This window comes from Pseudomonas sp. Ag1, from assembly GCF_000278565.1.
Lineage (GTDB): Bacteria > Pseudomonadota > Gammaproteobacteria > Pseudomonadales > Pseudomonadaceae > Aquipseudomonas.
Genome location: NZ_AKVH01000109.1, coordinates 14,055 through 26,794, shown reverse-complemented (window position 1 = coordinate 26,794; position 12,740 = coordinate 14,055). Strand labels below are relative to the sequence as shown.

General features: G+C 57.7%; 14 protein-coding genes, 1 tRNA gene and 1 pseudogene. 8 read left to right on the top strand and 8 right to left on the bottom strand.

From position 1 onward, the window contains the following. The first annotated feature begins 155 nt into the window (after positions 1-155). Together A462_RS07255 and A462_RS07260 are read left to right on the top strand one after the other, a co-directional pair. Entirely contained in the window at positions 156-1,040 is an 885-nt protein-coding gene (locus A462_RS07255) for an alpha/beta fold hydrolase (protein ID WP_003212046.1), read from the top strand. A 137-nt stretch (positions 1,041-1,177) separates the two neighbouring features. Continuing rightward, a tRNA-Gly gene (locus A462_RS07260) sits at positions 1,178-1,251 on the top strand. A gap of 96 nt (positions 1,252-1,347) precedes the next feature. Here A462_RS07260 and A462_RS07265 read toward each other — a convergent pair. The 4 genes from A462_RS07265 to A462_RS07280 all read right to left on the bottom strand — a co-directional run bounded on the left by A462_RS07265 (position 1,348) and on the right by A462_RS07280 (position 5,234). After that, on the bottom strand, positions 1,348-2,487 hold the full coding sequence (locus A462_RS07265) for an amidohydrolase (RefSeq protein ID WP_238544260.1): 1,140 nt from the start codon (positions 2,485-2,487) through the stop codon (positions 1,348-1,350). 24 nt (positions 2,488-2,511) lie between these two features. Next, positions 2,512-3,435 (bottom strand): lysine exporter LysO family protein, encoded by a 924-nt coding sequence (locus A462_RS07270; RefSeq protein WP_008437817.1) that lies wholly within the window; start codon positions 3,433-3,435, stop codon positions 2,512-2,514. After that, positions 3,432-4,205 (bottom strand): 2OG-Fe dioxygenase family protein, encoded by a 774-nt coding sequence (locus A462_RS07275; RefSeq protein ID WP_008437815.1) that lies wholly within the window; start codon positions 4,203-4,205, stop codon positions 3,432-3,434. Before A462_RS07275 ends, A462_RS07270 begins: the two co-directional genes overlap by 4 nt. Positions 4,206-4,427: 222 nt before the next feature. Then, positions 4,428-5,234, bottom strand: coding sequence for a polysaccharide lyase family 7 protein (locus A462_RS07280; RefSeq protein WP_008437814.1), 807 nt, complete (start codon positions 5,232-5,234; stop codon positions 4,428-4,430). Positions 5,235-5,808: 574 nt separating this feature from the next. Between A462_RS07280 and A462_RS07285 the strand changes: the two genes are divergently transcribed. Continuing rightward, entirely contained in the window at positions 5,809-6,090 is a 282-nt protein-coding gene (locus A462_RS07285) for a BrnT family toxin (protein WP_008437813.1), read from the top strand. 3 nt (positions 6,091-6,093) lie between these two features. After that, positions 6,094-6,444 (top strand): BrnA antitoxin family protein, encoded by a 351-nt coding sequence (locus tag A462_RS07290; protein WP_008437812.1) that lies wholly within the window; start codon positions 6,094-6,096, stop codon positions 6,442-6,444. Between the two features lie 49 nt (positions 6,445-6,493). Here the strand turns inward: A462_RS07290 and A462_RS33755 are convergent. Both A462_RS33755 and A462_RS07295 read right to left on the bottom strand, forming a co-directional pair. Beyond that, positions 6,494-6,735 (bottom strand): annotated as a pseudogene (locus A462_RS33755) (GNAT family N-acetyltransferase); the annotation flags it as partial. A gap of 33 nt (positions 6,736-6,768) precedes the next feature. Next, positions 6,769-7,659: an SDR family oxidoreductase gene (locus A462_RS07295; RefSeq protein ID WP_008437811.1), complete on the bottom strand. Its 891-nt coding sequence runs from the start codon at positions 7,657-7,659 to the stop codon at positions 6,769-6,771. Between the two features lie 95 nt (positions 7,660-7,754). On the opposite strand from A462_RS07295, the gene A462_RS07300 reads away from it, so the two are divergent. The 3 genes from A462_RS07300 (at position 7,755) to A462_RS07305 (ending at position 9,333) form a co-directional block, all read left to right on the top strand. Then, positions 7,755-8,567, top strand: coding sequence for a helix-turn-helix transcriptional regulator (locus tag A462_RS07300; RefSeq protein ID WP_008437810.1), 813 nt, complete (start codon positions 7,755-7,757; stop codon positions 8,565-8,567). Between the two features lie 161 nt (positions 8,568-8,728). Beyond that, on the top strand, positions 8,729-9,022 hold the full coding sequence (locus tag A462_RS33750) for a type II toxin-antitoxin system RelE/ParE family toxin (RefSeq protein ID WP_003212063.1): 294 nt from the start codon (positions 8,729-8,731) through the stop codon (positions 9,020-9,022). A 2-nt stretch (positions 9,023-9,024) separates the two neighbouring features. Further along, positions 9,025-9,333 carry an addiction module antidote protein gene (locus A462_RS07305; protein WP_003212064.1) on the top strand — a complete coding sequence of 103 codons (309 nt, stop codon included), beginning with the start codon at positions 9,025-9,027 and terminating at the stop codon, positions 9,331-9,333. Here the strand turns inward: A462_RS07305 and A462_RS07310 are convergent. Next, entirely contained in the window at positions 9,326-10,516 is a 1,191-nt protein-coding gene (locus A462_RS07310; protein ID WP_008437808.1) for an MFS transporter, read from the bottom strand. The two genes, A462_RS07305 and A462_RS07310, sit on opposite strands and share 8 nt — an antisense overlap. Then, positions 10,513-11,676 carry an MFS transporter gene (locus A462_RS07315; RefSeq protein WP_008437807.1) on the bottom strand — a complete coding sequence of 388 codons (1,164 nt, stop codon included), beginning with the start codon at positions 11,674-11,676 and terminating at the stop codon, positions 10,513-10,515. The genes A462_RS07310 and A462_RS07315 overlap by 4 nt, the downstream gene beginning before the upstream one ends. Positions 11,677-11,771: 95 nt before the next feature. Here A462_RS07315 and A462_RS07320 point away from each other — a divergent pair, with 95 nt between their 5' ends. Continuing rightward, positions 11,772-12,680 (top strand): LysR family transcriptional regulator, encoded by a 909-nt coding sequence (locus A462_RS07320; protein WP_008437806.1) that lies wholly within the window; start codon positions 11,772-11,774, stop codon positions 12,678-12,680. Positions 12,681-12,740 lie beyond the last annotated feature (60 nt).

The window sequence follows — 12,740 nt, the reverse complement described above, 5'->3', positions numbered from 1 at the left end:
GGGCCTCTCACGGCAAATTGCCCGCCATAACAACACCCGTCGGCCAGCCAGTACCGGATCGACATGGGCCCTCACTTCCAGGCGTATGCCTACCTGTCACAAAGCTCGTGCAGAGTGATCTGCGCGCATTACCCGCTTGCCAGGAGTCTTACGACATGAGGCCAGAAATCGCTGTGCTGGATATACAGGGTCAGTATCGGGTTTACACGGAGTTCTATCGCGCGGACGCAGCAGCCAAGACCATCATCCTGGTCAACGGCTCAATGGCCACCACTGCGTCTTTCGCCCAGACCGTGAAAAGCCTGCACCCGACGTTCAACGTGGTTTTGTATGACCAGCCCTACGCTGGCCGCTCCAAAATCCACAACCGCCACGAGCATATGCTGACGAAAGAAGTCGAGGGCCAGATCCTTCTGGAACTCATCGACCACTTCGCCGCCGAACACGTGCTGTCCTTTTCCTGGGGCGGCGCCGCGACCCTCGTCGCCCTCGCCCACCGCCCGCGCCGTGTGGAAAAGGCCGTGATCAGCTCGTTCTCCCCGGTGATCAACGCCCCGATGCGCGACTACCTGGAGCGCGGTGTCGACTACCTCGGCAACCTCGACCGCGACCGCGTGGGCCACCTGGTCAACAGCACCATCGGCAAACACCTGCCGTCGCTGTTCAAACGCTTCAATCACAAACACGTGAGCAGCCTGGCCGAGCACGAGTATGGGCAGATGCACTTTCACATCAGCCACGTGCTCAACAGCGACCGGCTGTGCTACCTCAAGGCCGCTAAACAGATTGATATACCGGTGTTGTTCTTGAACGGCGAATGGGACGAGTACACCAGTGCCCAGGATGCCAAGCTGTTTGGGCAACATATTGCGAAAAGCAGCTTCGGCACGATTCAGGCGACCGGGCACTTTCTGGATATGGAGCACAAGGCCGCGTGCCGGGATAGCCGGGAGGCGTTGATGGGCTTTTTGAGACCGGAGCAGCAGCCAAGCCGGTTGCGGTACCACGCGTCACAGCCACAGCATGCGTTTGCCGTATGAGCGGTGGGGTTGTGGGTGGGCCGGATTTCCCAGGGGGTCCGCCTGCCCATGATCGACCGTTGGCACGTAAAACACAGAATTTTCGAAGAAAAACTTCAAATCCGCGAGCACATCTGTTACAAAGTCAGCCGCTCTGAGCGGGTATAGTTTAGTGGTAGAACGAAAGCTTCCCAAGCTTTAGATGAGGGTTCGATTCCCTCTACCCGCTCCACTCAGATTTTGCTCCTGCGTCAGGCTGGTTTTGACGGGGGATGTGTAAAAAAACCGGTCCTTGGTGTCCGGTTTTTTTATGGGTGGGATTTGGAAATTAAACGGTCGAACCGGGCTCATTCAATCGCCTGATAGACCTTCTTCCCGCCAACCCAAGTCTGCAGGATGGCTCAAACAGCGCCGCACCACGGCTTCCCAAAGCGCCATCGGCATAAAGCTTGACGCTACGAATGGTAGGACGATCATCGCCGTAGCCGATCAAAGGGCCGTCCTGGGACAACACCGCGAAATCATCCCCCGCACCGTTGATCATCGAGTAGACACGTAACGGAAGCCGGCCGCGATCGGCAAAACCGCGCATCGTCTTGATCATCTGCCTATCAGCACCTGCATCGTGCACAGATGTCAGGCCTTGTGCATTGAGATGCTCCAATGCAGCCTGCAACGCGACCTCTCGCTCCTGCTCGTCAGGCAGCGGAATAATATCCGCGACCAGCCCCATAGCGGCGTCGATAAATACACCTGTCGGGTTACCTTCTGCATCCCGTTCGATACGTCCGCCTTTCGGATCAGGCGTGTCCTTAGTAATACCCGCCAGTTGCATCGCCTTGGTATTAGCCCATCCGGCATGGGCATCCACCCGAATTAGCCACACTGGTCGATCGACAACGACCTTATCAATTTCGGCAGCCGTCGGAAACCGCCCCAACTTCCAGGTAACGTGGTTCCAGCCTGAGCCGGTCAGCCAACGGGCGCCGGGGCGCGCTGCAGCGAATACCCGAAGCCTCTCCTGCGTATCAACCAGTGTTGGAGAGCCCCGTAAAGCAATGCTTCGAAGGGACTCTCCAAGCCATTTGATATGGCCGTGCGCATCGGTCAACCCAGGCAAGAGGGACGCACCCTTACCATCGATGCGCGTCGCCAATGCATGCTTGCCAGCAAGATCGGCCGCCATACCGACGCAAATCACTTTGCCCGACGCATCAAAGGCCAACGCATCAAAACGCATCAGACCGCCTCCACTCACGGTATAACCACGCACATTTTCCATAATCGTTGGCTCCGCCCGGACAGGCCCCGCCAGCGACAGGAACATAGCCACCGGGATCAACGCCTTGGGCTGAGTTTTGATACACATCAGCAGCTGTTCAAACGCGGCAAGCATCGGGCCGAGCGTGAGACTTTTAAATGCTGATGGTTGCAGACTCGGTTTTTCTCCTGAAAATCGTGGAGTCATGATTTCCTCCAGTAAGAGGTCACGTCATGCGGTCAGAAAGAAGGTTATAAAAAAGGGCGCTAACACCGTCAGAATCAAACCACTCATGAGAGCGGTAGGCAGCGTGTCGCAGTGGCAGGTTTGGCGCACGATCGGTAACGTCGAGTCCAGAGCGGTTGCCCCAGCGGCGGCAATACCGACCCTTGGGTGGAAGCCACCGACCAGGTACAGTAAAGCGATCGCGATCAGTTCGCGCCCCAGGTCTGCGAGCAATGCCGTAGCGCCATGAACTTCTCCGGACAGCCCTCCAACCAGGACGCTGGATAGCGTGAACCATCCAAATCCCGTCGAGAGTGCCAGGAGCAAACGGATATCTTCGCCAGTGATGAAATGAACCGCATAGGCTCCCAATATTGAGCCAATGACCACGGCAATCGGAACGCATAGAACGCCCCATGAGATCCAGTCACGACCTAACTTGATGCTCGACAAGTCGAGTCCCACCAAGAAGATCAGTACCATTAACATCACGTTGCTGGGCGGAAGCCACAAGCTTGCAACGGTTGATTCTGCATATGTGAACAACACGCCCAAGGCCACCATCAGCAGCGCAATAAAGCACTCTTTCAGAGGAGCAGCAGCGCCATGCATATCGAAACTGGCAACCCTGCCTGGTTCTCGTCCAGCCCCTCTCAAAGCCGCCAAGCCCAGCAGCAGCATGCAAGGCACCACTGTTGTTGCGACCGCGACAAGCGAAGATGTCTTGAGCACATAGCCAACCGCATCCAGCGAAGAAACCACTTCGCCGAACTCAGTGCCTATCAGAAAAAGTAGCCCCCAAACCAAAGGGCTGATCAGACTGACCAATCGGGCAACAACTTTATCCGGGAGCAAGAGTTTGCTCGATAGATAGCCTATTCCCAACGCAATCAAGATGGGTAATATCGAGCTCAACGCCTGCACCGTCATATCCTCTGAATGGTTGGCGAGAAATCAACCAAAACAATACAGCGCTCACAGACTCCGGGAGAGGCGTCGTCAAGTTTCTTGATCGGGCTTATGTAGTGCGAAACCTTCGGATCATGAACGGCAAAACTATCGAGAGGTTCCGAAAGGGTAAACTCCGCCCAAATCTGACTTGACCGCGCGTCCTCAAACAGCATGTTTCGAATTTCCGGATGCCCAATAAAATTGATGCCACCCGTCATGTTCGAAGAACGGTAGATCAAGTGCGCAAACGTGAAGGGCTCTCCATCCTGGTGAAAAAAGTTCGGTGAGCTTATACCTGGCTGATCCGACCTCGCGGACGTGAGTTTTACAAAATGCACCCCAAAATAGATAGGAAGGGGCTGGCCAGGATGCTGCCAGAACGTCAGGGAAAAATCTTCATCGATCAGGTCGAGTAGTACGCGATTGTTTTTTACCGCATCACTCAACGCGTGAAAGTAGCGAATATTTGCGTGATCCGGATTGTTACCGCCTTGGTCGTAACCTGCGCGTCCGTGGCCTGCCCCATCTTTGACGATTGGCAACCAGTGGCCTTCATGCGTGTCTTGCCAGGGAAGAATGACTCCGTTGCCATACCGTCGAAACCTGTTTACTCCAGGCGGGGCGTACTCATCCGGTTCCAACTGTTCAAACTCTCGACGTAATTCTGCGAGCTCTTCGACGCAATGAGTCTGGCTCACACGAGGCATGTAATGCAGATATCCATCTTCTGCTAAGGCACTTCGAGGCATGGTCATTCCTCCTTGGTTTGATGCCATCAAACATAGGCAATCACCGTGGAGAACTTCAATGGAGGCGCGAACAACGAGAAGTGTCTTACAACGACGTCGGACGCTAATGGAGCGAGGGGGAACGAATCTTTTTACTCGGCATTACTGACGCAGTACTGCGCAGACCGGGTGAAACTGTACGCGGGTTGCTGGGCCGGGGAGTCTCTGAACCGGCGCACACTGCTACTGGTAACCCACATCCAGGGAGGTGTACGCAACAATAGCTGCCCCGCCGTCCTGCTCAGCGGTCTGGTTGTAATTCCCGGCCTTGAAATACAGATTGATGCCCTGCCAACCCGATGGCGGAATATCGAATTCCCGGCTGGCCTGCCTGCCATTCGCCGCAGCCGAAACCAGCAGCACCATGCCACCCTCGGAGCCCTTGACCTCAATCTTGTAATTCAGCTTGTCGTTAAGCTCGAGCCCCTTCAGCAATACTGTCCGTTGCTCCTTCTGCCCATAGCGCGTTTTGGTCCCGGCGATGATCGAGCCACCTTCCCAGCGAAGCTTCAGCAGCTCCGAACCTCCCGCCTTGTCGCCATGTATCTGGGCAAATATGATCGATTTTGTGCTTGGATTTTGCACCACATAAAGCTCGCCGGACTGGGTGTTATCAAACACATCACCTGCGGTGAACTCTCTTTTTGCCCGCAGTTCAACCCGGGGATAGTGACTGTTGGGCGTCGCGTTAAAACCCGAGGGTGTGTTGAATACCAGCGCTCCTTCCGGCACACCTTGATGGCATCCCGATGAGCGATAACAGTTTGTGTAGAAATAGGCGTTCTGAAGATTTTCGCCTAGCGCTATTTCTTCTGGCTGACCTTGCGCATTGAAATCCTGAAGAACGTACGCACGGCTCAGGTTGGGCAGGTTGTCGCCTGGGGTTTTTGTGGCATCCAGGGCAAAGGCATTTCCACCGTTAAAAATCACTCCGATGGCCAAGACCGACACCACGCTAAATCCAGCGCCAAACACTTTAAATGCGTGCATCACCGTCACCGATCATTCGTCAAAGCGCCAACTGCAACGCCAGCAATCCGACAGCGATTGGGGGCGTCGAATCAATGTGGGCGAGTTATACGAGCCAGTACACATCTGTTGATCCTCGGTTAGGACCACCTTCCGAAGCTACTAAACAAAGGGTGGCGGCTATACGCGGGTTAGTAGACCGGTTGATCAACGAAACCGGCGCGCCCAAAGGCGCCCCGCGTACAGCCACCATAAAGACCAGACATTCAAACGTCTGAAAAATGGCACAGCCATACGCCGTTGATCAAATCGGGCTACTAAACCCGACCGCTGATGGGCAGCGGCTGACGAACCTTGAAGACGTCGCCCAAGGCGTACAACCGGGACGATTCTGATGGTTGTGTAGGCAAAGCCGCAAGATCTCTCTTCCAGATAGCTGCGCTCAACAATCCCCCCTTGGTTCCTCACCTTCCCTACACACTAAGCATCCCCCTCATACCGGGCGCATCAGCGTCGACCGACGGAAATCCGTCATCCCTTCCCTCAAGATCCATCCCCCAATCAATCGCTTTTTTATACATATAAAATATGCATAATGAAAACCTTCAGAATCCAGTATGACTACACCAAGAACACACTGAATCAGCTAAAGCACAGAGGTGTAAGCCTGGCCGATGCTGAACCGGTATTTCACGACGCTAAAGCATTGATGATAGAAGACCGCGACCACGATGAAGAACGCTGGGTAGTCGTGGGCAAAGATGCAAAGGATCGAATATTGGTGGTGGCCTACACCTACCGTGATCCGAATTTCGTACGCATCATCAGTGCAAGGCTCGCATCCAAAAGTGAACGACGCCAGTATCTGGAGGTTTGAACCATGAAAGACGAATACGATTTCAGCTCAGGGAAGCGCGGTGCTATTGCAGGCAACAAAGGCAAGACACGCATCACCATCATGCTGGATGACGTCGTGATCGATGCAGCACGCACATGCGCCGAAAACGCCGGTACGGGCTATCAGACGGTGATCAATAACATTCTGCGCCAGGCTCTGGTCTCCCAGGATGCACATAACCTAGTAACCGCCCCGAAAAAGCGGGCGAAAACCTTGCCTGTCATCAATGACAGGATCAACGCATCCGATGTGGAAGCCTTGGAACAGCAACTGCTTGCTGTCGCGGGGGAGTTGCATCGTGTGTTAGGAGCACACAACTCCGGCAAACACTAAGCCAGGCCTCAAGCGTGGTGTTTCACAATGATCAAACGGCCCGTCTCATTCACCGAATACGTTTGAAATAAACCAGCTCCGGATCATCCTCATACGGGTTCTCGATAACCCCGCTTGGAAAAAACCAGCCTTGGCGATGAGTCTCTGGGAAGCGACGTTGGACGTATTTGCCGAGGTAAAAAGCTTCATCGTCTTGCAGGCGGTCTCAGACGCAGCAAGCAGCCGAAGCGCTATTCCTTGACGTTGGAATGCTGGAGAAACAACGACTAATGAAACAAACCCGTTCTCGAAAACATTAGTAATCTGCCCTCCAGCAATTCGACCTTAAAAGCCCTCCAACTGCGCAAGATCCGCAAGCAACCCCGGCCCCACCGGTTCCCATCCCAACTTCTTGCGCGTGATCGCACTGGATGCAGGCATATCGTGAGCGGTAAACCTTGCCAACCAACCAAAAAACCCCTGAGCCTCTTGCGCCGAAATGGATTTAACCGGCAACCCTAGCCGCGTCCCCAACACCTCGGCAATCTCCCTTTGCGACACACCCTCCTCCGCCACCGCGTGATACCTCGTGCCCGGCTCGGCCTTTTCAATCGCCAGCCTGTAGAGCCGAGCCACATCCAGAATATGTGCCGCCGGCCAACGGTTTTTCCCGTCGGCGATGTAAGCGCAAACGCCCTTCTCGCGATACAACTCGATCACCGGGCTAACCAGCCCCTGCCTGACGGTGTCGTGTACTTGAGGCAAACGCATCACCGACACATTCACCCCCGTCGCGGCTACAGCGTTAGCCGCTTCTTCCGACGCTGCACGAGGAATTTGCGCTGAGGTAACCACCGCACCATCCTCCGTCGCCAACTGCCCCGGCACGGTGCTCGCAATTCCGACACCGGAGGTAATGATCAGCGGTCGATCCGACCCGGCAAGTGCCTCTCCCAGCGCCTGGATAACCCGGCGGTCGTCCTCGCAGTTCGCGACGAATTTCGAGAAGTCGTGATTGAACGCCAGGTGAATCACGCCATCCGCCTGGGCAACACCAGACTTGAGGCTTCCCAGGTCCTCAAGCGACCCACGATGTACCTGAGCCCCGGCGGCCTCCAGCGCTGCCACCTTGTCATCCGAGCGGCACAACCCCAGCACCTGATGGCCCGCCGCGATCAGTTCCTTGACGACAGCCGACCCGATAAATCCGCTGGCACCCGTTATAAATATGCGCATGAACCGTATCTCCGTGTGTATTCAGAGACTAATCTGTGCGCTTGCCCTATACGGGTAAAGTAGTGAAGTTATCAGGGTATAGAGGCTAACAGGCTATGAGCGCAAACCAGTTGGGCAGCTATCTGAAAGACCGACGTACCCGGCTTGATCCGGCGGCATTCGGCTTCTCATCGGCACGACGGCGTACGCCAGGTTTGCGCCGCGAAGAGGTGGCCCAACGCGCGAACATCAGCCCTACCTGGTACACCTGGCTCGAACAGGGCCGTGGCGGCGCGCCGTCGGTGGAAGTGCTGGAGCGGATTGCCCATGCGCTGATGTTGACCGATATCGAACGCGAGCATCTGTTCCTGCTGGCCTTCGGACGCCCACCCGAAGTGCGCTATCAGCAAAACGAAACGGTGACGCCACGCCTGCAACGGGTACTGGATGCCTTGAACCCCAGCGCCGCGATCCTGCGTACGGCGACCTGGGATGTGGTGGCCTGGAACCAGGCGGCGACGGTGATGTTGATGGACTACGGATCCCAGGCGCCGGAACAGCGAAATATCCTGCGGTTCATGTTCCTTGATCCCAATTCCCGCGCGGCCCAATACGACTGGGAAAGCGTGGCGCGGTTTGTGTTGGGGGCTTTCAGGATTGATACGGCGCGCTCAGGCGCGGCGGAGCAGGTGCAGCCGCTGGTGGATGAACTGTGTCGACGCAGCCCTGAATTTAAGGCGATGTGGAGCGAAAACGATGTTCAGGGTGCCCATGGTGATCGCATCAAGCGGATACGCCATTCGGTGTTGGGGCCGATCGAATTTGAGTATTCGGTGTTTGCGGTCGATGGGCGCAAGGATCTGAATATGGTGGTGTACAACCCGGCGACGCCGGAGGATGCGCAGCGGATCGCATCCTTGATGGATTAGGCGCCAGCAACTGCAAGAGACTTCGACACTGCAATCGCTCGCAACAAGAGACCATTTGAATCCTTAGCCTTACTCACATCATTCTCCTGCGCCTAACCGCGCCGCGCGCACGTGCTCATGCCTATTGCCAGCCAGTATCCATATGGATACAGTGAGAACCCCTGAACTATCATGTCCAGCAAACGCAGACCTTCATTACCTGGCATTCAGCAATACGTGATTTACGCGCAAAAATCGCCATCGCCCGGCGCATCGATTGCGCATCTGCTGGCAATCTGGGCGATATAAAGACGGTAGGCAATGGTGTCTCGGAAATGCGCGTAGATATCGGTCTGGGTTATCGAGTGTATTTCACGCAGCGAGGAAGAACCGTCATCGTCTTGCTGGCCGGTGGCGACAAATCCTCACAAGACGCCGACATCCGGCGAGCAAAAAAACTGGCAAAGGAAGTTTGATCATGAGCCAAACACTGACGACATTTGATATGGCGGCACTGCTCGACAGTGATGAAGCCATCAGCGAATACCTTTCTCAAGTTCTGGCCGACGGCGATAACGAGGAGTTCCTCAGGGCCGTCGGGTACGTGGCCAAAGCTCGCGGGATGGCGCGGGTCGCGACCGATACCGGCATGGGCCGTGAGAGTCTGTACAAGGCATTTGCCCCTGGAGCAAAGCCCCGCTTCGAAACGGTACTCAAGGTGCTTCACGCACTGGGTATCGATCTGCAAGCACAGCCGGGGCATGTCGCCAATCATTCGATTATTTGAGTGAGCAGCCCTGCTGCACCACCCACGCCAACGGCAACGTCAGCAACAACATCCCCGCCAGCACCATCACCGCCACCGGCACACCCATCAAGTCCCCCAGCCCGCCAAACAGAACCGGCGCCAACGCGCCCCCGCCGATGGTGCCGGTGTAGAACACGGCAAACGCCTGCTCTCGTTTACCTGCGCCAGCGAGATCCGGCACCGCGCCGTACAGCACCGAAGAGGTGCCATTCAACGCCAGCCCCAACACCGGCAACATCACCATCAACCCGCTCAACGGCAGGTACACCGCCGCGACGATCAACAGCGCCGTGACGGTTTCCGTCAGCCACACGGTTTTCATCATGCCGATGCGTGCGCCGAGGTAGCCGCAGAGCAATTTGCCGAAGGCGCCGCCGATAAACAGCATGGTCAGCGCGAGACCGATGCCCGCAGTGCCGGCGCCTTTAGCTTGCAGAAGAAAGGGCAGAAACGTGAGAAAGCCCATGCGCACGGCACTGTCGAGTGTGCCCGTGACGATCAGCGCACGCAGACCGCTGACCGAGCCACTTCCGATCAAGGTCTTGGCGGTTTTGCCGGAAGCAGACGCCGCTGCCTGCGTTGGGATCAGCCACCACAGCAACCCCGCCGCGGCCAATCCCAGCATTCCAAGAAGCGTGACGCTCGCGCGCCAGCTGATGACGGTCAGCAACAGCCCGACCAGCCCGGGAACCAGGGTTTTGCCAATGTCCCCGGAGAAGTTGTATTGAGACAGCGCTTCCTTGACCCCACCACCGTTCTCGTAGGTATCGGTGATCATCGAAGAAGCCAGCGGATGCTGGGTACTCGCCCCCAGCCCGCCCAACAGCAGCGCCAGCAACAACATGCCCAACCCGATCGCCTGCCCCACCAACAGATAGGCAACACCGGCAAGCGCCGTGCCGCCCACCAGCATCGGCGTGCGTCCCCAGCGTTTGGCGGCGCGACTGGCCATCAGCTGAAACACCGCCATCATCCCGGAATAGGCACCGCGCAGCAGGCCGACCTGGGCGTAGGTCATGCCGAACTGCGCTTGCCAGATCGGCAGCAGCACGTAGATCACATCGGTCAGGCCATCGTGAATCGCGTGGGCGCTGCAGCCGGCGATCAACGAGCGGCGACGGGCGGAAGTCTCGGGTACCGGCAGGGCAACGGCATCGTTCATGAGGTCTTGCTCAGTTCAGGTTGGAGGGGCTTCCAGCCCGCCAGGGCGATCAGCAACGACAGTAGCTGGAAACCGATGATCAGCGCCACACACCCCACCCAACCCCAACGCCCCCAGATCAGCGCCGGGACGATGGCGCCGAAGCTGCCGCCCAGGTAATAGCAGGTGAGGTACAGGCCCACGGCACCGGCCTTGTTGTGGCGAGCGGTGGCGGTGGTGAAGGCGCTGGCGGCGGCCTGGGCGAGGAACACGCCCGTGGAGCTGAGGGCCAGGCCCAATACGATGCACCACAGGGATGGCAGCAAGGTCAGGCCCGAGCCACAAACGCCAAGCACCGCAGCCGCCGTCAGCAGTTCGGATTGCGGGCGGGATTTGCTCAGGCGCCCGGCAACGGGAATGACTACCAGGGCCAGCAGGAACACCATGTAGATCGTGCCCAGCGCCGCCGGGCCAAGGTCGAACGGGGCCTGGCTGAGGTAAAGGCCAGCGTAGGTAAACGTCGCCACTTGGGAGAACAGCACGCAAAATCCTACGGCGTAGGCTGCCAGCAACGGCGTGCCGAGCACATCGGCCCAGGTGGTTGAAGGTCGCGCAATTCGGGGTGGATTGCCCGGCAGCAGGAACTGGATAAACCCGCCCACCATCAGGCTCAACACTGCCAACAGCTCGAAGGCTTCACGCCAGCCGACGTACTCGGTCATCACACCGGTGACGAAGCGCCCGGCAAACCCGCCGAGCACGGTGCCGGCCACGTAGAGGCTGGTGACTTCGGTGACGGTGCCGCCGCGCCAGCGATCACCGATGTAGGCCACGCTGGTGGCGAACACCACGGGGATCAGCATGCCTTCGATAAAGCGCCACACCAGCAGTTCGGCAAAGCTGCTGGCATAGGCAGTCATCAGCGCCGGCAACGCCAGCAACAGCGCGGCCGCCGAGATCACCGTGCGTTGCTCAAAACGCCCGGTCAGGCGGCTGACAAAGGGCGCGGTCAGCGCTACCGCCAAGGTGGTGACGGTAATGCTCCAACCGGCCGCCCTGGCGCTCACTTCAAAGTTGGCGGCAAGGGTCTGCAAAATGCTCTGGGTGGCGTAGAGGTTGAGAAACGCCGCGCAGCCACACAGGAACAGGGCAAGACGGGCACAATGCAGGCGCGGTTTCATGAAACCTCTCGTTTTATTATCTGAGGCCTTTATAGAATGACCCGCACACCCGAGACCAATACCGATTTCGAACCGATCAATACCCTGGGGCCAGGATGCTCGACCTACGCAAGCTGCGTTACTTTCTGACCGTCGCCGAAGAATTGCACTTCGGTCGCGCCGCCATTCGCCTGCACCTGGCCCAGCCACCGTTGACCCGGCAGATTTCCGCGCTGGAGGCTGAACTGGGGTTTCGCCTGTTCGACCGCACCAGTCGCACGGTTTCGCTCACGCCTCAGGGCCGCTCGTTCCTGCCCTACGCACGGGCGGTGCTGGAGCAGGTCGACCTCGCCGAAGTCATCGCCGGCAAACTGGCGGCGGGTGCCGCCGGGCAACTGGCGCTGGGTTACGTCAGTTCGATAGCCCTGTCGGACTTGTTCAGCCAAGCGATTCAAGCCTTCGCCCAACGCTTTCCCGATGTGCAACTGACGCTGGTGGAATGCGCCTCCGGCAGCCTGGGCGCACAGGTGGCTGATGGCCGCCTGGATATCGGCCTGAGCCGGTTACTGCCCCAGGACGGTCAGACTGAGGTGCAAGCGTTGTCGTTGGGTGAGGAGCGGCTGGTGGCGGCGGTGTCCAGCGACAGCCCGTTGGCCAACCAGGCCGAGGTCAGCCTGGCGCAGTTGAGTGGGTACCCGTTGATTCTGTTCCCTGCCGATTATGGCTCGGGGCTTAACCAGTCCATTGAGCAGCTTTATCGGCACAAAGGTTTGCCACTAAGGGCCGGGCCGTCGGGACGGCAAATTACCTCGATCATTGCACTGGTGGCGGCGGGACAAGGTGTGGCGCTGGTGCCGGAATGTACGCAGAGTTTGATGAACAAGGGCGTGACGTATCGGCCGTTGGTGGACGCGGAAGCGTATGCACGGCTGCTCGTTCTTACGCGTAGCGGCGCAAGCAGCTTGATGGTCACGGCATTTCTCACGGTAATTGATGAGTTGCTGCAGGCTCGTCAGAAAGCCTGATTGTTCTCTCGAAAAACCTCGCAATACCTCCGTCGGGCACCGTCCCCATGCGCTCATACA